The sequence below is a fragment of the Actinomycetospora aurantiaca genome (assembly GCF_037401875.1).
GTDB classification, from domain to species: Bacteria; Actinomycetota; Actinomycetes; order Mycobacteriales; family Pseudonocardiaceae; genus Actinomycetospora; species Actinomycetospora aurantiaca.
In genome coordinates this window covers 93,457-112,623 of the sequence record NZ_JBBEGN010000002.1, presented here as the reverse complement: position 1 = coordinate 112,623, position 19,167 = coordinate 93,457, and the positions used below count along the sequence as shown (strand labels likewise).

Sequence of the window (19,167 nt, the reverse complement as noted above, 5' to 3'; positions counted from 1 at the left end):
CACGGGTGTCCCGGCGCCACCGTGTCCTCGACGTCCTCGCCGCCCGCCTCGCGGAGGGCTCGGGACCGGCCGACCGCACGGACCCGCACCGGGTCGCCCTGGCGATCGAGGGCGGCGGCAGCCGGGCGACGTACTCGTCGGGCATGGTGCTGGGGCTGGAGCGGCTGGGCCTGGCGCGGTGCTTCGACGCGGTCTACGGCGCCTCCGCGGGAGCCCTCGCGGGCAGCTGGCTCGTGGGCGGGCAGGCCGAGGCGTGCTGTGCCGGCTGGTGGGAGCCCGGGCTCATGGAACGGGTGACCCGGCCGACGCGCGGTCTGCGCGGCCGGCCCGTCGTCGACGTCGAGTACCTGGTGGAGACCGTCGGCCGCGACGTCGTGCCGGTCGACTGGCAGGCGATCGTGGACGCCGAGGTCCCGCTGCACCCGGTCGCGACCGACGTGGACACCGGCGAGGTGTTCGACCTGCACGGCACGATCACCGACGTCGACTCCCTGCGCCTGGCGCTGCGTGCCTCCGCCAACGTGCCGCTCCTGGCCGGCCTGCCGCTCGAGATCCACGGCCGCCGGCTCGTGGACGCCGCGGTGGCCGAGCCGCTCCCGTTCCACACCGCGCTCGACCAGGGCGCCACGCACGTGCTCATGCTGCGCACGCGCCGCGCCGACCAGGAGGCGATCGACGCGACCCGGCTGGAGAAGGCGCTGGTCGGGCGCCTCGGCCAGGCCAAGGTGCCCGGTCTGGTGCACGTGCTGGGCAACCGGCTGGAGAACCGTCGCGCGGACGACGAGTGGCTGGCGCGGGCCAGCAGGGACGGCGGCGACGAGGACGTCGAGGGCCCCTTCCTGCTGGAGGTCCGGCCGCCGGAGGGCGCGGACACGATCAGCCCGCTCGAGACCGACCCGGACCGGTTGCGGCGCGGCGTGGAGACCGGGTGCGACCGCCTGCGGGCCGTGGTGGAGCCGTGGCTGGGTGTGGCTGCGCCAGGTGAGCAGAAAGTGGGGTCATAGGCCCACGAAGTGCGCACGGGCTCGCAGCGCACACCCCGCGACGATGCGCGCCGCGTCGGCCCCGGCGAGCCGCCGGTCCCCGGCCCCCGCGCCGGGGGGCAGCGCGAGGACCGGGTCCGCCACGAGGGCGTGCCGGACGACGACCGCGCCGTCCGGCCCCACCCCCACGCCCACCTGCAGGCGCGACGCCTCGGCCGCGCGGCGGGCGCCCGGGTCCGCGTCCGCGTCGCCGTCGGGGAGGAGCCCCGTCGGGACGCCCTGCTCCTCCGCGCCGGCGCAGATCTCCCGCAGCACCCCGGGCGGGGCGTCGTCGTGCACGGCCACCAGCACGCACGGCGGCACCGCCGGGTCGTCGTACCGGTCGAGACGGCCGTGGCAGCCGAGGCCACCCGCCGTCGAGACCCCGGAGAGCGCCGAGGTCACCGGCCGACCCCCTGGGCCACCGGCTCGGCCAGCCCCGCGTGCACGTCGACGAGTCCGGCGGCGACCGCGTTGCGCGGCCCCTCGGTGCCGTGCACGTTGCCGATCCCGCACACGACCCCGTGCGGGGCCAGCGCGTCGGCCACCATCGCCGGGATCTCGAAGTCCAGCGCGGAGCCGCCCAGCAGCACCACCGAGCCGAGCAGCCGCAGCGAGCCCTGCGGCGCGACCTGCGCGAGCGCGCGGAGGGTGTTGACGACGAACACGCGCCGCTTGGCCTCGCGGCGCACGGCCCGCACCGCCTCCAGCGACGTCCGCACCGGCACCGGCACGAGGCCCTCCGGCGTCACCGTCACCACGCGGGCGAACACGTGCGGCGGGAGCGGGGCGTCGAAGAACTGCACCGTCCCGTCCTCGTGGCGCACGTGGAAGAAGCTCTCCACCTTCGCCAGCGGGTGCCGCTTCACCGACTCCGCCGCGTCCCGGTCCTCGAGACCCAGCTCGGAGTCGACGAGCTTCGTCACCAGCTCCCCGGCCCCGGCCACGTGCACGGCCGAGACCTGCCCGTCCCGGTCGAGCAGGGCGGCGTCGGTCGAGCCGCCGCCCATGTCCACGATCGCGATCGGCACCGCCGTGCCCGGCGTGGTCAGCGCGCCGCGCACCGCGACCTCGCCCTCCACGCCGCCGATGAGCACCTCGCAGCCCAGCGACGCGGCGATCTCGTCGGCCACCGACTGCATCCGGCTGCGCGAGGTGCGCACCATCGCGGCGAGCGCGACCGCGTTCTCCCGCGCCACCTCGCCCGCGAGGCCGCCCTGCACCGTCGTCGGGACCAGGGTGTCGACGGCGAGCACGTCGCGGATGCGGATCTCCGAGCTCGGCTGCCCGGTCACGTCGGTCATCGTGTCGCGGACGGCCGCGAGCATGCCGCCGACGTGGGTGCCCGGTTCGCCGTGCACGTCGGTCAGCGGGGCGACCCGCCGGATCGCCTCCATGATCGCCTCGGCGCCCTCGTCGACGCCGACGTCCAGCGAGCGCCCGGACCCGGACACCGTCAGCGTCCCGACCGGGATGCGCCGGTCCGTGACGTCGCCGGCAGGGGTCCGGACGACGACCGCGGACCGGTTCCCGGCGAGTGCGCGGGCCACCGGCGAGACCTGCCGGGTCTGCTCGGCGTCCAGGTCGAAGGTCGAAGCCAGGCCGTAGGAGTCGGACAGCGTCCGGATCGTCCGCCCGGGCGGGGCCACCTCGACGGCCGCGAGCATGCCCAGCGGGACCCGGTCGACCGCGGAGACCTCGTCCACGACCGGGATCCGCCGGGTGAGCCGGTTGACCACGAGCACGGCGTCGTCCCCGTGCAGGACGGCCGCGGCGACTTCGACGCCGGCCGCGACGGCGCGGTTGACCCGCTCCGCGACGTCGTCGAAGTCCGCCCCCGCCCCGACCACCACGACGACGGGGCCGTCCTGACCTCCCAGCTCGGCCAGGGCCACCGTCGTGCCGACGCCGATGCCCTCACCGCCCGGGGTGTCCGGGTTGTGCCCGATCATCGTGGACTCGGTGATGATCGTCTCGGAGATCGTCTCCATCGCGAGCCCGCTGATCACCGGGGTGGCCTCGTTGAGCAGGACCGTGTCGGGCACCGCAGAGGGCCGCCCGGCGGCCTCGAGGGCACGCCGGACGGCCGTGACGGCCCCGGCCGTGTTGGCCGGGGTGCCCTTCACACCCGTCGTCGGGGTGAGCGAGGAGGCGAGCCGGTCCACGCGGTCACCCGCGACCTCGGCGAGACACGCCTCGGTCGTGGAGTTCCCCACGTCCACCCCGACGACGACCCGGACGGGTCCGCTCACGTCAGTCGACCCGGGAGATGACCGGCTCGACCTCCACCGCGGACCGCGCGTGGTCGATGCACTCGAACTCCTTGAGGTGCAGCAGCGCCGCCTTCGCCTGCCAGCGCGGGCGGGCCATCTGGTCGTTGCGCGTCGGCACCGGGCGCGGCGAGCGGCCCTGCGCGTACTGCGCGGCGTTCGACCCGATCATGCGGAACACCTCGGCGTCGAGCAGCGGCGCCTGGGGGAACAGCTCGAGGTTCGACAGCCGGGCGAGGTCGCGCTGGTGGAGCACCGTCGTGCCGCGGGCCAGGATGCCGACGGCGATCCCGGAGCCGGAGAGCTTGGCCCCGTAGTGCGCGATCGCCGCCAGGTCCGCCGTCCGGTAGACCTTGATGGTCCGCGCGACGCCGCCCTGCTCCTCGATCCCGGCCAGCAGCTGCCGGATCACCTCGGCGTGCGGGACGTCCACGATCGTCTTCGTGAACGGGTCCCCGAACGCCGGGGAGAGCGCGATGACGACCTCCTCCGGCCGGGTGCCGCGCTCGGCGGGCCCGACCTCGCGGAGGGAGAGCGTGCGGACGGACTCGACTGCGGCGGTCATACGACCTCCTCCTCGGGGTTCTCGGCGGAGGTCACGTGGCGGAGCTTCTTGAGCTCCTCCCACCGCTCGCCGGACAGGCGGTATCCGGTGCCGGGGCCGGCGTAGTCGTTGGCGTCGTTGATCGCCGCCAGCGGCACGAAGTCGCCGGTGAAGATGGCCGCGGTCTGCAGCAGGTCGCCGGAGACGCGCTGGCGCAGCACCTGCAGGTAGTTCTCGGCGACGTCCCCGAAGCCGCTGCGCTCGAGGACCTTGACGAGGTCGAGCCCGGTGATGCCGCGCTCCATGACGCTGCGGGCGCCCTCGAGGTCGGCGAGCACGTCGCGGTCGGGGTAGTCGTCGCTGGAGTTGGCGTAGGTCGCCGCCTCCACCTCCTCGTCGGTGATCGCGGGGAGGTCCAGCTCGGCGAACACCGCCTGCAGCGCGCGGGCGGCCTTGTTGCGGACCTGCAGGATCACGTCCTCGCGGACGTGGCGCAGCCCGCCGTCGACCTGCATGTCGCGCTGGATGGTGTTCCAGTCGTCGTAGTCCTCGGTGTCGAGGTTCGACCCCGCGAACATGTTGTCCTTGTTCGGCACCGCCGAGTAGCCGGAGCACACGAAGTCGGTGCCGGGCAGCATCTGCGGGAGCAGCCGGCTGGTGCGCCGCATCGCCGAGTGCGAGAAGGACTGGTCGTTCCCGGAGGCGCACTCCAGGTCCATCCAGCTCGCGACGAGGTTCTCCGCGGCCACCGCGCGGATGCCGCCGGGCACCGCGCCGGGGACGCCGATGCACGAGATCGAGCCGTTCTGCAGGCCCTGCACCCCGGCGCCCTTGGCCATGAGGATGCAGCGGATCTCCAGGTACAGCATGGACCGCCCCTCGGCGTTGCCCATCTGCACCTCGGAGCCGGTGCCGGAGGTGAAGCGCATCTTGATGCCGCGGCTGGCGTAGGCCGAGGCGAGGAACGCCTTGGACCACGGGGTGTCGTCGCCGTCGACGAACACCGACTCGGTGCCGTAGATCGAGATCGTCTCGGCGTACGCGGTGATGCCGCGCATGCCGAGGTCGAGCTCGGTCGCCTCCTCGAGGGCGCACTGGGTGAGCACGCCGCCGCGGCCGACCTGCCCGCCGACCTGCAGCCCGATCGCCACCAGCGGGGCGTAGCGGACGACGCCGAGCGTGGTCTCCAGCTCGGCGAACCCGCGGACCGCGCCCTCGGCCGCGTCCGCGGCGACCTGGATCGGGTTGTCCTTGGCGCTGGTGGAGTGCGCCTGGTTGGCCGGCGTGCGGCGCGACCGGGTCTTCTGGATGCCCATCATGATCTCGACGACGTTCATCAGCTTGACGACGTCGAGGATCTTCGCCGGCGTCAGGCCGCGGCCGAGGGCCACGATCTCCGCGCGCGGGGTGCGCGGGTCGACCAGCATCCGCGCGATCTCGACCGACTCCGTGGCCATCGCGGCCTCGGTGGTGTCGACGTCGATCGCGTGGTCGGCGATGAACGTGTCCATGAAGTCGAACTGGTCGCGGGTCCGGCCGTCGAGCTCGACGATCCGGCCGTCCTCGACGCGCACGCTCGGCTGCGGGTCGAAGTCGGACTCCATCGCGACGAGGCCCTTCTCGGGCCACTCCTCGACGAAGCCGTCGAGGTTGACGGGGCGGTCCTCGAGGACCTCGGTGCGCTTGGACGCGCGTACCGACGCCTCGGACCGGGGCTCCACCGCGGTCATGTCAGTCCTCCTCGGCGAGCAGGTTGCGGGCGGCGTAGACCTGGGCGGCCTCACGGACGAGGGCGGCGCAGGTGGTGGCGGAGTAGGTGCCCTCCAGCCGCGCGGCGATCTCCTCGAGCTGCTCGGCGCTGGAGGCGTTCGGGCGCAGCGCGTTGTACATCGCCAGCACCTCCTCGTCGGGGATGGCGGTCATCTCCGCGGCGCGGCGGCAGTTCTCGCCGAGCTGGCGGCGGCCCATCGACTCGGCGATGCGGCCCTGCATGACCAGCGTGTCCGGGGTGACGCGCAGGTCGTCGTTCGTGACCTCGCCGGACACGACCGCGGCCATCGTGATGTCCGCGAGCGCCTTGCCGGTGGGCGTGCGCAGCAGCTCCGGGCGATTGATCGAGAGCGGGTAGTCCGCAGGGGTGAGTTCGGTGACCTCGGTGGTCATCGGGAGGCCTCCTTCGATGACGACGATGACGACGGGGACGACGGCGGGACCGCGACGTCGGCCGCGGTGACGGGGTGGCGCGGGTCGACGTTCGCCCCCGCCTCGGCCGACTCGGGGGTCGGCGCGGGCACCGGGGCGTCCTGGTCGGCGGGCACCTCGAGACGCTCGATGAGCAGGACGTAGAGGCCGCCGCCGATGAGCGCACCGATGCACGGCGCGACGATCGGCAGCCACCAGTACTGGACGCCCTCGGGGGTGACCCAGGCCGACTGGTAGCCGGTCAGCCACTGGGCGAGCCGCGGGCCGAAGTCGCGGGCGGGGTTGATCGCGTAGCCGGCGTTGGTGCCCCAGGCGAAGCCGATGCCGAGCAGCAGCAGGCCGACCATGAACGGCAGCAGCATCGACGCGGCGCCCTGGAGCGTCGCGAGCAGGGCGAACAGCACGAACACCAGCAGCGCGGTGCCGACGACCTGGTCGAAGAACGCCGTGGTGACGCCGTGGTTGGGCAGCGTCGAGAAGATCGTCTGCGACGCCGAGGTCAGTCCGGGGTCCACCGCGACGATGCCGGAGTGGTAGACGGCGCGGGTGACCAGCGCGGCCACGAACGCACCCGCCGTCTGCGCCAGCGTGTAGGGCAGGACGTTGCGCCACGGCAGCTTGCGGTAGACCGCCATCGCGAGCGTGACGGCGGGGTTGAGGTGACCGGCGCCGAGGCGGCCCGCCACGTAGATGCCCATGATCAGGCCGGCGACCCAGCCCCAGGTCAGGGTGGCCCAGTCGCCGGCGTCGCCGCCGGAGACGACCATCTGCGCGACCGCGGCGGTGCCGAAGACGATCAGGATGAACGTGCCGGCGAACTCGCCGACGAGCTCACGGGTCAGCGGGGACGTCCGGGCGGCGCTCACGCCGGCACCCGCTCGCTGATCGCGGCGACGGCGGCCGAGGCCACCTGGACGTCCTGCTCGGCCGAGCCCGCGCTGACGCCGACGGCGCCCACGAGCTCGCCGTCGCGGTAGACCGGGATGCCGCCGCCGAACACGACGAGCCCGCCCGCGGTCTGCTCCAGCCCGTAGAGCTCGGCGCCCGGCTGGACCAGCGGCATCAGCGCGGCGGTCGGGGCCTCCATGAGGATCGACGTGCGGGCCTTGCGCTGCGCGATGTCGATGCTGGCCCGGATGGCGCCGGGCTGGCGCGCGAACGCGAGCAGGTGCCCGCCGTCGTCGACCACCGCGACGTTCATCGGCTGGCCGATCGCGTCGGCCTCCGCGAGCCCGGCGTCGAGCGCGGCTCGGGCGTCCGCCAGGGTCAGGCCCGGCATGGGTACCTCCACGGGGTGCACGGGGCGCCACGGAGGCTGGGCCGATCGCGTGGCGGGGCGGGCGTCTGTGCCCGACGCCACGACGGTAGGAGTGCGGACCGTCACGAACCACGGGGACTGTCCCCACCCCAAGGGATGGGGGATGTCCCGTAGCCCGCCCGGGTCAGCGCGGTGCACCGGGCGGCGAGGTGTGCCCGGCGAGATCACTCCGACCGCCGCGAGCGCTCGCTCGGCCCGCCGACCCCACCTTGTTGCGGCGAATCTCCCGCTGACGCCCACCCTGTCGCTGTGATTCGCCGCGACACGGCGACCCTGAGGCGCCGACCGAGATCACCGAGCACCCACGACGGGCCTGCGGCCTCGACGACCACCGCAGGTGCTCGCTCGGCCCTGCCGACCCCACCTTGTCGCGGCGAGCCGACCGCCCCCGCCCACCCTGTCGCTGGGAATCACAACGACAAGGTGAGCACCCGACGTCGAGAACCCGCGACAAGATGCCCCCGCCCACCCTGTCGCTGGGATTCGCCGCGACAAGGCGGAACCGAGACCGAGACCGAGACCGCCCCTACCGCCCGAGGACCGCCGTGCGGGTCGCCTCGAGGTGCTCGGAGAGCCGGCCCTGCGCCTCGACGGACCGGTCCGGGCCGAGGGCGGCGAGGATCGCCTCGTGCTGGCCGAGGATCTCCTGGGCGCGGGCGGGGCCGTGGCCCATCATCGAGCCGAGGTTCATCCGCAGCTGGCGGTCGCGCAGCGAGTGGTAGAGCTCGGAGAGGATCGGGTTGCCCCCGCTCTCCACGAGCGCGGTGTGGAAGCGGCGGTCCCCCTCGGCGAAGGCCCGCTCGTCCCCGGCGTGGAAGGCCGCCCGCTGCTCGGCGAGCACCTCGTGGAGCCGCCCGACCACCGCCGCCCGCTCCACCTCCGGCGCCGCGCACAGCTTGGTCACCGCGTGGCCCTCGACCAGCTCGCGCGCCTCGAGCACGGCCTCCACCTCGGCCGGTGACACGGCCACGACGAGCGCCCCGCGCTTCGGGAACAGGCGGAGCAGCCCCTCGGCCTCCAGCCGCAGGAACGCCTCGCGCACGGGCGTGCGGCTCATCGCGAGGGCCTCGGCCACCTGCCCCTCGCTGATGAGGTCGCCGCCGGGCAGCGTCCCGTCCAGGATGCTCGCCTTGGTGTGCTGGTAGGCCCGTTCCTTCGCCGAGAGCCCTGCTCGCGTCACGTCACCACCCGCGGACCCGGTCCCCGCGGGCACCTTGCCCGACGGCCGACGTGACCTTACTCTCGCCCGCATTGATGCATCTTGTATGCATCCGATCGGGGGTCGGGTCCGAGGAGGACGCATGACGACGATGTCGGTGCCGCGCGCGATCGACACCGCGGAGCCCGACCGGCCGCGCGCGATCGGAGCCGCGCGAGCCGGCGCCGGGACGCTGCTCGGGCGGGTGGTGACGCGGCTGCGCGCGGTCACCGGGGCCCGGTCGGCGTGGGTGGTGCGCGTCGACGAGGCGGCGGGCACGTGGTCGGTGGACGTCGGCGAGGGGGTGGGCACGCCCCCGGAGACCCTGCTCGCGGCGGTGGTCCGCGACCGCGCGCCCGCCGTCGACGCGACCGGGGACTCCGTGGTGCTGGCGGTGCCGGTGCACCGCGGCCCGCGCCTGGTGGGCGTGTGCGCGGTGGCCACCGACGACGGGCGCCTGTCCCCCGCCGACCGCGGGCTCGCGGAGCTGTTCGCCGACTACGCCGCGCTCGCCCTCGCCGACCACGGCCCGCTGGCCGGGCGCACGCTGGTGGAGGCGGTCCGCCAGGAGCTCGCGTGGGCCGAGCTCGCCGGCGTGGCGCACACCGACCTCGTCACCGTCGGCTCCGGCGCGCTCGACGCGGCGCGGGCCGAGGAGATCCTGCGGGTGGTGCAGGAGGCGCTGGTCAACGTCGTCGCGCACGCCGGCGCCACCCGCGTCCAGGTCGGGATCATGCACGGCCCCGGCACCGTGACGGTGCTGGTCAGCGACGACGGACGCGGCTTCGACACGACCCGGCACGGCGGGCTGCACGAGGCCACCTCCAGCGCGCGCCTCGGACTCGCCGCGATGGCCGCCCGCGCGCGTCGGCTCGACGGCGAGCTGGAGATCGACAGCGCCGACGGTCGCGGCACGGAGCTGCGGCTGACGGTGCCCTGCGGACCCGGCCCGGCCGCGCCCGGTCGGCCGCGGCCCTCGGTCCTGGTGGCCGCGACCCGCCCGGTGGTCCGTGCCGGGGTGGTCCGGCAGCTGCAGCTCGGCGCCCCCGAGCTGGGCATGGTGTCCGAGGTCGACCTCGGCGCCACCCCGGACCTGGCGGCCGCCTGCCGGCTCCTCCGTCCCGACGTACTCGTCGTCGAGCCGGACGTGCTGGCCGGTGACCTGACGACCGCCCTCGGCCGCCTGGCCGAGCTCCCGCACGTCCCCGCGGTCGTCCTGCTCACCGACGACCGCGTCGACCGGCCCGACCACGCCGACCGCGCCCTGCGCGCCGCGGTCGCGGCCGGCGCGAAGGGCTGCGTCGGTGCGGACGACGCCGAGCGGCTGGTGGAGGTCGTCGCGACGGCCGGGCGCGGCGAGTCGTCGTTCGGCCCCGACCAGCTCGGGCGGCTGGCGGCCGCGCCCCGCACCCCCGGGATCACCGCCCGGGAGCGCGAGGTGTGCGAGCTGGTCACGCGCGGCATGACCGACCGGCAGATCGCGACCGCCCTGCGGATCTCGGCCAAGACGGTCGAGAAGCACGTCGGCTCGCTGCTGCGCAAGACCGGGGCGCGCAACCGCACGATGCTGGTCGGGGCGATCACCCGCTAGAGGCCGACGGCCCCCCGGGCGATGCCCACGGCCGCCGACACCCCGCGGACGGGGTTGAACCGGTCGGAGGCCTCGGTGAGCGCGGTCCACTCGTCGGGGGCCAGGACGATCTCGGCCGCGGCGCAGTTGCTCTCCAGCTGCTCCACGCTGGACGCCCCGGGGATGGCCACGACCTCGGGCCGGTGGATCGTCCACGCGAGGGCGACCTGCGAGGGCGTCGCGTCGTGGGCGTCGGCGACCTCGCGCAGCGTGTCGATCAGCGGCTGCGCACGCCGCAGCGACTCCGGCAGGAACAGCGGGTTGATCTGCCGGACCCGGTTCGCCGGCCGGTGGTCCGCGTCGAACTTGCCCGACAGCAGTCCCTGCGCGAGCGGGCTGTAGGCGATGACCGCACGGCCCGCCTCGGCCGCGTACGGGAGCAGCTCCCGCTCGGGGTCGCGCGAGACGAGGCTGTAGGACACCTGGTTCGAGATGACCCGTGAACCCAGCGCGGTCTCGGCGTCCTGCCAGCGGTCGAGCGAGTAGTTGGAGACGCCGACCTCGTCGACCACGCCCGCGGCCTGCAGGGTGCGCATACCCGGCATGGTGCGGCGGTCGCCGATCAGCGGGTTCGGCTGGTGGACCTGGTAGAGGTCCAGGGGCCGGCGGACCCGGCCGGAACTGGCGACGCCGCGCTGCTCGACGACCGGCCCGACCGGGAACAGCGGGAACACCTTCGACGCGACCACGGTGGTGTCCGGGTCCGCGTCCGCGCGGTCCAGAGCATCGCCCAGGATGCGCTCGCTGCGGCCGAAGCCGTAGACCTCGGCGGTGTCGAAGACGGTGATCCCCAGCTCCAGGGCCCGCCGGACGATCCGCGCGGCCTCCGAGTCGGGCCCCGCGGCGTAGTCGCCGCCGTAGCCCCACTCGGCCGACCCGAACTGCCAGGTGCCGAGTCCGATGGCCGACCAGCGCTTGGCCGTCGGCAGATCCAGGTAGCGCATGCCTCCTGATTACCCGATGGCGGCGGCCACCTCCGCGCTCGGGAGTGCTTCCAGACACGCGGGACCCGTCGTCGAGATCGGGCAGTACCCGTCCCACCAGCAGACCTGCTCGGTGATCGCGGTCGGGAGACGGTGCGGGCAGTCCGGGCCGCCCTGCAGGTTGCGGCCCTCCTCGAGCCCGTAGCGCAGCGCGAGCGTCGGCCCGAACAGCGCCACGGTCGGTGCGCCGACGGCCGCCGCGACCCGCACCGGCCCGGTGTCGCCGCCGACGACCACGCCGCCCGCCCGCCCGACGGCGGCGAACCGCGCGGCCAGGGTGCGCAGGTCGCACGGCTCCCAGGTCGGGACGCCGTCCACCGGCGTCACCGCGACCACGGGGCGCCCGCCCAGACGGCCGACCAGCTCGTGCCACCAGGGCCACCGTTTGACCGCCATCCCGGCGTCCGGGACGAGCACGACGGTCCCCGGCTCGGCGTCGGGCAGGCGTTCCTCGTCCCCGAGCACGATCCGCGGTGGCCGGGGTGGGCCGGGGATCACGCCCTCGGTCACGAGGATCCGTTGGTAGCGCTCCCCCACCAGCTCGTCGGCGGGCGGCGAGCGCCACAGGTTGGTCACCGCACGCGTCCCGCGCGCGGTTGCGTCGTCGTCGATCAGGTCGCCGATCCCGTCGAAGCGGGTGGTGGAGACGACGAGGTCGGGCGCGAGCTCGGCCAGGGCCTTCCCGACGGCGGGTCGCTCCGCGTGCTTCTCCGCGGTGCGCACGGCCGTCACCGCCGGATCGCGGGCGAGCAGGACCGCGCCCGGCGCGTGGGTGAGGACGACCAGCTCGCCGCCCGGGTCGGCGTCGGCGAGGGCGTGGATCGTCGGCAGCACCATCACCAGGTCGCCGAGCCCCCCGAGGAGGTCGACGACGAGGGTTCTCACGCCAGCTCCGCGTAGAGGTCGCGGTGTCGGGCGGCGAGGGTGTCCCAGTCGCGGCCGTCGAGCAGGGACCGGCCGCCCGCCGCGACCCGCCGCGCGAGGGCGTCGTCGTCGAGCAGGCGGCGCAGGGCAGTGACGAGCACGTCGACGTCGCGGACGGCCGGGGCGACCACCACGGTCTCGCCGTCGACCAGCTCGGTGTCGGGGGTGAGCTGCGTGACGAGGGTCGGCAGCCCGTGGTCGAACGCCGCGAGCAGCGCTCCGCTCTTCGTGGTGGCCCCGGCGGTGAACGGGAAGGCGGCGAGGTCGGAGGCGGCCAGCGCGGCCGAGACCTCGTCGGCCGGGACGTGCCCGGTGATCGTGACCCGGTCGGTGGCCCCGGCGTCGGCGACGTGCTTCGTGAGCTCGGCGCGGAACGCGGCCGCCTCGTCGTCGGGAAGGGCCAGGGAGGTGAAGCCGCCGACGATCAGCAGGTGCAGCCGCGGGCGCTCCGCCGCGAGGTGCGCGACCGCGTCGACGAGGTAGCGCAGGCCCTTGACCGGGTGCACGAAGCCGAAGAAGACGACCACCTGGGCGTCCGGCGCGATCCCGAGCCGACGCCGGGTGGTGACGCGGTCCGCGTCCGGCGCGGCCCCCTCCCGGGTCGAGCTCCGCGCTGCGTCTCCCGCCACCACGTTCGGCGGGATCGGGAGGCGCACGACGTCGTGGTGCGGGTAGCGGCGGCGCAGGATCTCCTCGTGGGCGCCGTTGGTGGTGATCACGCGGGCGCTGCGGGGGACGAGCCGCCCGGTGTCGGCGTCGGCCAGCCCGAGACGCGCGGGCAGGCGCCAGGGCCGTGGCGACCACGCGCCGTACTCGTGGACCGTGGTGACCAGCGGAGCGCCGACGAGGTCGCCGAGCAGGCCGGGCCAGGCGGAGAAGCGGTAGGCCGACGGCGCGAACTGCAGGTGGACGACGTCCGCGCCGCGCGCCGCGCGGGCGGCGGCGAGCAGGCCGCGCGGGCCGGGGTCGACGGGGACGTCGCGGACGGCGGTGCCGCACTCGTGCAGGGCGGCGACGAGGCGCGCGGTGTAGTCGGCGACGCCGTCGTGGGCGGGATCGGCGCGGCCGTGGAGCATGGCGACTTCGGGCACGGTGTGGGGTACCCCCAGGTGAGCACTATCCCGTGCCCTGACACGGGATAGTGCTCACCAGCGCGTCAGCGCACCTGCAGGTCACCCCGGGTGACGGTCCCGGTGGTGGTCTGGCCGGCCGCGGTGAAGGTCACCCGGTCGACCCCCGTGCCCCCGGGAACGGAGCCGTCGACGACGGTGGCGGTGAAGGGCACGACCGCTCCCGTCTGCACGAGCGCGGTGCCCGTGATCCGGGCGGTGCCGCGACCGTCGGTGGTGACGGAGGTGATCGTGCGGCAGGTCGCGCGCAGTGCCCCGTCGCGGACCGCGCACGACCCGGAGCCCGAGCTCGCGGTGCCGCGCACGTCGAGCGACAGCCGACCGTCCGCGCCGTAGCGGACGTCGCCGCGCGCGGAGCCACCCACGGCCACCGGTGCCGCGGTGTACTGCACGACGACCGACCCGGCGCCGGCGTTGGCGGCGCCCACGGTGCCGCCGGCGGGCACGAGGTTCGTGCCGCCCCCGCCGCCGCCCGCTCCGGTGTTCTGCGCGCTCGTCCCGGCCGCGCCGCCCTTCACGCCGCCGCCGCCACCGCCGGGGCCGCCGGCGCGCGCCGCGGCGGCGTCGGTCCCGGTCGCACCGTTCTGGGTGGCCGACGCCCCGGCCGCCCCGCCGGTCGTCGTCCCCAGGCCGACACCGGCGCCGCCGGCCGCCGCCGCAGCGCCCCCGGCGCCGCCGACCCGGGCGGGCTGGTTGCCGCCGGCCCCGCCACCGCCCCCGCCGCCACCGGCGGCGACGACCAGCGGGCTGGTGCCCCGGCCCACGCCGGACGCGCCACCGCCCGCACCACCGCCGCCACCCGAGCCGTTCGCGCCGGTCGCGGTGGCGCCGTCACCGCCGCCGCCACCCGACCCGGCGGCCGCCCCTCCGGCGCCGCCCGCGTCGGCGCCGTCGGTGCCGTCGGCACCCGCGCCGCCGGTGACGATGCTCAGGGTCGTCCCGGCGACGCCGGTCAGCGCCGCGGAGACGGTCGCCCCGGAGCCACCGCCGCCGCCCTCGGTGCCGCCCGCCCCGGCGCCGCCGTCGCCGCCGGCCCCGCCCTTCACGGTGACCCGGACGTTCGTGGCGCCGGTGGGCACGGCGAGCGTCTGGTTGCCGCCGGAGGCGAGGTAGGTGCAGGTGACGGTGGTGCCGGACTGGGTGCACGGCGCGGGCAGGGCCTGGGCCGGGGCTGCAGCGGCGACGCCGGGCAGGAAGAACAGCGCGGCCGCGGCGGTGACGGTGACGGCGGAGAGACGGGTCGACATGGTGGCTCCTGGGATGCGGGTGTGGGGTGGACGGGCAGGACGGAGCGTCAGCGCAGGACGAAGCCGCCGGTGGCGAGGGAGCCGCTGACGTTGGCGCCGGTCGCGTCGACGGCGATCTGGTCGGCGCCGTTCGGGTTGTCGGTGACGACGGCGGTGAAGGTGCGGTTCTGGCCGTTCGCCAGCACGCCGGAGCCCTTGACGGTGACCTGGGGGCCGGCGACCGCGATCGAGGTGATGCTCTGGCAGGAGAAGGCGAGGCGCGGCCCGGCGAGCCCGCAGCTGCCGCTGAGCTTCCCGGAGGCGCTCTGCCGGACGTTCATGCTGACCGTGTAGCGGGTGCCGTCCACGAGGACGGTGCCGCCGCCGGTGAGCGAGACCGGGGTGGCCGCGGCGGCCGCCGCGGCTCCCACCGGGAGGAGGGCGACCGCGGCCGCGGCGGTGGCGAGCAGGACCCGGCCGCGCAGGCGCAGCGGGAGGGAGGACCGGCGCATGAGCACTCCTCGTGACTGGTCGGTGACGTACTGGCACCGGGTGTGTCGTCCGAACAGACCAATCTGCTAGCCGAAACGCGAGAAGTTACGGCCTCGATCGGTGGATGTCCGCAAAGGCCGTGGAGAAGGCCCCGCAGGAGAGCGTGTCGCGTGCGACGCGCCGGGACGGGTACCTGCTCTCTCGTGACGACCCCCGTGCACCTGCCCGTCCACCCCGCCGCGCACCGGCCCGGGGTCGACGATCCGGACTGGACGGCGATGTCACGCGTCCTCGTGGTGCGGCCGGACAACGTCGGCGACGTGATCATGACCGTGCCCGCGCTCCGGGCCCTGCGCGCCGCCGCCCCGCAGGCGCACCTCGACCTGCTGGCCTCGCCCGCCGGGGCCGCCGCCGCGCCGCTGGTCGCCGAGGTGGACGACGTCGTGGTCGCGTCGGTGTCCTGGCAGCGCCTCCCCGCGGCGGCGACCGCGGAGGAGGAGGCCGACCCGGACGCCGACCTCGTCGCGACCCTCGCCGCCCGGGACTACGACGCCGCGGTGATCCTGACGTCGTTCTCCCAGTCCCCGTGGCCCGCCGCGCTGCTGTGCCGGCGCGCCGGGATCGGGATCCGCATCGGGACGAGCAAGGAGTTCGGCGGCGACGCGCTCACGCACTGGGTGCCGGCGCCGCCAGACGGAGGTCACCAGGTCGACCGTGGGCTGGCCGTCCTCGCCGCGGTCGGGGTGCCCTCGCAGGGGGTGGACCTGGCCCTCACGGTGCCCGCGGCCGACCGTCCCGTTCCGGCGGGGCGCTACGTCGTCGTCGCGCCCGGGGCGAGCTGTCCGTCGCGGCGGTGGTCCCCGGAGCGGTTCGCGACGGCGGGTCGCGGGATCGCGGGCCGGGGCTGGACGGTGGTGGTCACCGGCACCGCGAAGGAGGCCGACCTCGTGGCCCGCGCGGCGGCCGGGGTGCCCGACGCGGTGACGCTGGTCGGCGAGCTGGACCTGGCCGGCCTCGCGGACCTCGTGGCGGGCGCGGACGCGGTGGTGGTGAACAACTCCGGCGGCGCGCACCTGGCCGACGCCGTCGGCACGCCGGTCGTGGAGCTGTTCGCGGGGACCGAGGAGGTCGGGCAGTACGCGCCGCGCACCGTGCCCGCGGAGGTCCTCACCCGCCCGACGTCCTGCGCCCCGTGCCGGCAGCTGGTGTGCCCGTTCGACCACGAGTGCCTCGACATCGCTCCCGAGCGGGTCGTCGACGCCGTCGTCCGGGTGGCCCGCCCGGGAACCTGAGGTGTCCGGGGTGGATCACCCGGGCACCCGCGCCCCATGCCCCCGCAGAAGACGGCCGACGGTCACCACGTGGTGATCGACGGGCGTCGATGGCGTGCGACCGACCCGGCCATCCCCGAGGACGACGCCGCCCGACTCCGCCGCTGGCTGATGAAGGCCCGGCGGGACGTCGGGGCGGCGCTCGAGGCCGACGACGCCGACGCCGAGCGGGCCGCCCGCGACCGGGTCCACGCCGCGAAGACCGCGCTCGGCGAGCGGGGTCCGCAGTGGTGGGACCAGTCCGACGACGAGCGCCGCGCGCGCTGGTCGGACGGGGTCGACCGGGCGGCCGGCGAGGGCTTCTGACCGACACCCCCGACCCTGGAGTCACCTCATGACGACCCCGCCCCTGCAGGACGACCCGAACCCGAACGACCCGAACCCCGCCCGCTCGAGCGCCACCCTGGCCGCATTCGCTGGGCAGGTGCAGCGCCGGCTCGGCCTGGAGACCGAGTCCGAGGCCGAGATCCTCACGCGGGCGACGCTGAACGAGTTCGGGAAGGTCGTGAGCTCCGGCCTGGCCCAGGACCTCACCGTCAGCCTGCCGCCGGAGCTCTCGGCCGAGCTGCGCGGGCAGCGGCAGTCCGACGACAAGGCCCGCGCGATCGGCCGCGCGGAGTTCGTCGACGCCGTGAGTGGCGCGGTGCACTCCGTGGACGCCGAGGAGGTCGAGCGTCAGGTGGAGCAGGTGCTGCGCCTGCTGCGCGAGTGGCTGCCCGAGTCCGACGTCGACCGCACCCTCGAGCAGCTGCCCGGGGACATCGTCACGCTGATGCGCTGACCGCGGGCGGGGGCCGGCCTCAGCGGCCGGTTCCCGACCCGGGCTTCGTCGGCTCCGGCTCCGTCGGCTCCGGGTCGCTCGACGGCGGCGTCGTCGGCTCCGGGTCCTCGGTCTTCGTGGGCTCCGGCTGGGGCTCCGGGTCCGGCTGGGGCTGCGGCTCCGGCGCCGGGTCCTGGGCCGGCGGCTGCGCGACGGGCGGTGCGACGGCGGGCGGCACGGCCGGGGTCACCGGCTTGCGCGTGGCGCTCGGGGTCGTGGCGCGCGTCGACGTGCGCGGGGTGGTCGTCGTCGGCTCGGCGGTCCCGTCGCCCACGACCTCCCCGGTGCTCGGCGACGGCCCGAGCGCGGGCACGAGCGGCGGGGCCGGCACGCCGGCGACCGCCGACCCGGCCGGCAGTGTGGCCACGCCCGCCATCGCCGCCAGGCTGGTGACCGGGGCGACCCCGGTGGCGACGACCACACCGAGGGCCGCCACCGCCGCGACGACGAACCCGAGCAGCGAGTGCGCCGGGTGGACGCCCGGCACGCCGGGTCGGCGCCGCGGGCGCGGCTGCGGCTCGACCAGCGCGGTCTCCGGCTCGGACGCCGTGGGAGGCGGGGCGGGCGGGCGGGGCATCACGTCGGCGTAACGACGTCACCCGTTCAGGGGTGACGCCGTCGCCGATGATCTCTACCGCGCGTGATCGATGATCACGGTCGGTGTCGGGGCGGACACGGCTCGACGTGCACCGTCTTCGTCGCCGTCATCTCGTCGAGCAGTTCCGGGCCGTAGCCGAAGCCGGTCCCCGAGAGTCCCCGGGGCTCCGCGGCGCCACCCGGTGCACCCCCGAAGACCGCGTTGACCTTCACCGTGCCGACCCGCAGCGCCCGCCAGGCCTCCTGCGCGTGCGCCATGTCCGGGGTCAGCACGGTGGCCGCGAGCCCGTGCGGGTCGTCGACGGCCTCGGCCAGACCCTGCTCGAACGAGTCCACCACCCGCACCGGGGCGACCGGGCCGAACGTCTCCTCGCGCACGATCCGCATCTGCGGGGTCAGCCCCGACAGGACCGTGGCGGGGTAGAACGCCCCGGCCCCGTCCGGGACCGCGCCGCCGACGTGCGCCACCGCGCCACCCTGCAGCGCCTCGGCCACGTGGGCGTGCACGTGCTCGCGCTGCCGCCGGTCGACCAGCGGGCCCAGGGCCTTCTCGCCCTCCGCGGACGGCCGGTACACCCACCGGGTCGCTTCCTCGGCCAGCGCCGCGAGGAACTCGTCGGCCACGCCCGCGTGGCAGTAGATGCGCTCGACGGACACGCACACCTGGCCGCCGTTGGCGTACGACCCCAGGGCCGCCTGCCCGGCCGCCCACACCGGGTCGACCCCGTCGTCGACGATCAGCGGGTCGTTCCCGCCGTTCTCCAGCAGGACCTTCGCGCCGGTGCCGGCCGCCGCCTCGGCGATCGCCCGGCCCGCCGCGATCGACCCCACGTGCGCGACGACGTCGACGGCGGCGTGCGCCGAGAGCAGCGCCCCGGTCGGTCCGGCGCCGTCGAGCACCGTCAGGACCCCGTCGGGCAGGAAGGACGCGACCAGGTCCGCGAAGCGGCGCCCCACGTGCGGGGAGCGCTCCGAGGGCTTGTGGACGACGGTGTTCCCGGTGACCAGGGCCGCGCCGATCAGGCCGGCGGCCACCGCGACGGGGTCATTCCACGGCGTGATCGCGGCGACGACGCCGCGCGGGCCGGGGACCATGAGGTCGGTCGCGGACCAGTTCCCCTGCAGCGAGCGGCCGCGGTGGAGCGGGCCGAGCTCGGCGTACTGCTCCAGCGTGCCCGCGGCGGCGAGCGCGCCGCCGAGCGCGTCGTCGTACGGGCGCCCGGTCTCGCTCTCGTTGAGCCGCGCCAGCTCCTCGGCCACCGCCCGCACCGCGGCGGCGGCGTCCTTGACCGCGCCCGCCCGGTCGGCCGGGGACGTCCGCGCCCACGCGGCACCCGCCGCGACGGCCCGGCCGACGGCGTCGTCGACCTGCTCCGGCCCGGCCGGGCGGACGCATCCCACCACCTCGTCGGTCGCGGGGTCGCGGATCTCGATGTCGGCCAGGTCGGGCACTGCGGTCGTCATACCTCTCCTCCGTCGT

20 protein-coding genes are annotated in these 19,167 nt (G+C 75.7%); 5 read left to right on the top strand and 15 right to left on the bottom strand.

Annotation, left to right across the window (positions count from 1 at the left end):
- Positions 1–5: 5 nt before the first annotated feature.
- Positions 6–1,004 (top strand): patatin-like phospholipase family protein, encoded by a 999-nt coding sequence (locus tag WCD74_RS05110; protein ID WP_337693758.1) that lies wholly within the window; start codon positions 6–8, stop codon positions 1,002–1,004.
- Here the strand turns inward: WCD74_RS05110 and WCD74_RS05105 are convergent.
- The 8 genes from WCD74_RS05105 to WCD74_RS05070 all read right to left on the bottom strand — a co-directional run bounded on the left by WCD74_RS05105 (position 999) and on the right by WCD74_RS05070 (position 8,536).
- Positions 999–1,427 carry a glycerol dehydratase reactivase beta/small subunit family protein gene (locus tag WCD74_RS05105; RefSeq protein WP_337693757.1) on the bottom strand — a complete coding sequence of 143 codons (429 nt, stop codon included), beginning with the start codon at positions 1,425–1,427 and terminating at the stop codon, positions 999–1,001. The genes WCD74_RS05110 and WCD74_RS05105 overlap by 6 nt on opposite strands.
- A complete protein-coding gene (locus WCD74_RS05100) occupies positions 1,424–3,274 on the bottom strand; it encodes a diol dehydratase reactivase subunit alpha (protein WP_337693756.1) in 1,851 nt (616 codons plus the stop codon). Before WCD74_RS05100 ends, WCD74_RS05105 begins: the two co-directional genes overlap by 4 nt.
- A 1-nt stretch (position 3,275) precedes the next feature.
- A complete protein-coding gene (locus WCD74_RS05095; RefSeq protein ID WP_337693755.1) occupies positions 3,276–3,857 on the bottom strand; it encodes a propanediol/glycerol family dehydratase medium subunit in 582 nt (193 codons plus the stop codon).
- Entirely contained in the window at positions 3,854–5,566 is a 1,713-nt protein-coding gene (locus tag WCD74_RS05090) for a propanediol/glycerol family dehydratase large subunit (RefSeq protein WP_337693754.1), read from the bottom strand. Before WCD74_RS05090 ends, WCD74_RS05095 begins: the two co-directional genes overlap by 4 nt.
- Before the next feature lies 1 nt (position 5,567).
- Positions 5,568–5,999, bottom strand: a complete 432-nt coding sequence (locus tag WCD74_RS05085; protein WP_337693753.1) for a diol dehydratase small subunit — start codon at positions 5,997–5,999, stop codon at positions 5,568–5,570.
- Positions 5,996–6,904: an MIP/aquaporin family protein gene (locus tag WCD74_RS05080; RefSeq protein ID WP_337693752.1), complete on the bottom strand. Its 909-nt coding sequence runs from the start codon at positions 6,902–6,904 to the stop codon at positions 5,996–5,998. Before WCD74_RS05080 ends, WCD74_RS05085 begins: the two co-directional genes overlap by 4 nt.
- Entirely contained in the window at positions 6,901–7,317 is a 417-nt protein-coding gene (locus WCD74_RS05075; RefSeq protein WP_337693751.1) for a GlcG/HbpS family heme-binding protein, read from the bottom strand. Before WCD74_RS05075 ends, WCD74_RS05080 begins: the two co-directional genes overlap by 4 nt.
- Positions 7,318–7,882: 565 nt before the next feature.
- A complete protein-coding gene (locus tag WCD74_RS05070) occupies positions 7,883–8,536 on the bottom strand; it encodes a GntR family transcriptional regulator (RefSeq protein ID WP_337693750.1) in 654 nt (217 codons plus the stop codon).
- Positions 8,537–8,657: 121 nt separating this feature from the next.
- On the opposite strand from WCD74_RS05070, the gene WCD74_RS05065 reads away from it, so the two are divergent.
- Positions 8,658–10,145, top strand: coding sequence for a LuxR C-terminal-related transcriptional regulator (locus tag WCD74_RS05065; protein WP_337693749.1), 1,488 nt, complete (start codon positions 8,658–8,660; stop codon positions 10,143–10,145).
- Here the strand turns inward: WCD74_RS05065 and WCD74_RS05060 are convergent.
- From WCD74_RS05060 to WCD74_RS05040, 5 genes are all read right to left on the bottom strand, one after another.
- Positions 10,142–11,128: an aldo/keto reductase gene (locus tag WCD74_RS05060; RefSeq protein ID WP_337693748.1), complete on the bottom strand. Its 987-nt coding sequence runs from the start codon at positions 11,126–11,128 to the stop codon at positions 10,142–10,144. The two genes, WCD74_RS05065 and WCD74_RS05060, sit on opposite strands and share 4 nt — an antisense overlap.
- A gap of 9 nt (positions 11,129–11,137) precedes the next feature.
- Positions 11,138–12,052 carry a glycosyltransferase family 9 protein gene (locus WCD74_RS05055; RefSeq protein WP_337693747.1) on the bottom strand — a complete coding sequence of 305 codons (915 nt, stop codon included), beginning with the start codon at positions 12,050–12,052 and terminating at the stop codon, positions 11,138–11,140.
- Positions 12,049–13,182: a glycosyltransferase family 4 protein gene (locus WCD74_RS05050; RefSeq protein WP_337693746.1), complete on the bottom strand. Its 1,134-nt coding sequence runs from the start codon at positions 13,180–13,182 to the stop codon at positions 12,049–12,051. Before WCD74_RS05050 ends, WCD74_RS05055 begins: the two co-directional genes overlap by 4 nt.
- A gap of 65 nt (positions 13,183–13,247) precedes the next feature.
- Positions 13,248–14,468: a hypothetical protein gene (locus WCD74_RS05045; protein WP_337693745.1), complete on the bottom strand. Its 1,221-nt coding sequence runs from the start codon at positions 14,466–14,468 to the stop codon at positions 13,248–13,250.
- 47 nt (positions 14,469–14,515) lie between these two features.
- The gene (locus WCD74_RS05040; protein WP_337693744.1) at positions 14,516–14,959 is read right to left on the bottom strand and encodes a hypothetical protein; all 444 of its coding nucleotides are present in this window, start codon (positions 14,957–14,959) and stop codon (positions 14,516–14,518) included.
- 183 nt (positions 14,960–15,142) lie between these two features.
- On the opposite strand from WCD74_RS05040, the gene WCD74_RS05035 reads away from it, so the two are divergent.
- The 3 genes from WCD74_RS05035 to WCD74_RS05025 are packed head-to-tail and all read left to right on the top strand — an operon-like array spanning position 15,143 to position 17,051.
- Positions 15,143–16,231 carry a glycosyltransferase family 9 protein gene (locus WCD74_RS05035; protein WP_337693743.1) on the top strand — a complete coding sequence of 363 codons (1,089 nt, stop codon included), beginning with the start codon at positions 15,143–15,145 and terminating at the stop codon, positions 16,229–16,231.
- 36 nt (positions 16,232–16,267) lie between these two features.
- Positions 16,268–16,576, top strand: a complete 309-nt coding sequence (locus tag WCD74_RS05030) for a hypothetical protein (RefSeq protein WP_337693742.1) — start codon at positions 16,268–16,270, stop codon at positions 16,574–16,576.
- Positions 16,577–16,604: 28 nt separating this feature from the next.
- Positions 16,605–17,051 (top strand): DUF2267 domain-containing protein, encoded by a 447-nt coding sequence (locus tag WCD74_RS05025; protein ID WP_337693741.1) that lies wholly within the window; start codon positions 16,605–16,607, stop codon positions 17,049–17,051.
- A gap of 19 nt (positions 17,052–17,070) precedes the next feature.
- Here the strand turns inward: WCD74_RS05025 and WCD74_RS05020 are convergent, their stop codons facing one another.
- Positions 17,071–17,667: a hypothetical protein gene (locus WCD74_RS05020; RefSeq protein WP_337693740.1), complete on the bottom strand. Its 597-nt coding sequence runs from the start codon at positions 17,665–17,667 to the stop codon at positions 17,071–17,073.
- Between the two features lie 74 nt (positions 17,668–17,741).
- Positions 17,742–19,151, bottom strand: coding sequence for an aldehyde dehydrogenase family protein (locus tag WCD74_RS05015; protein WP_337693739.1), 1,410 nt, complete (start codon positions 19,149–19,151; stop codon positions 17,742–17,744).
- Positions 19,152–19,167: the final 16 nt, after the last annotated feature.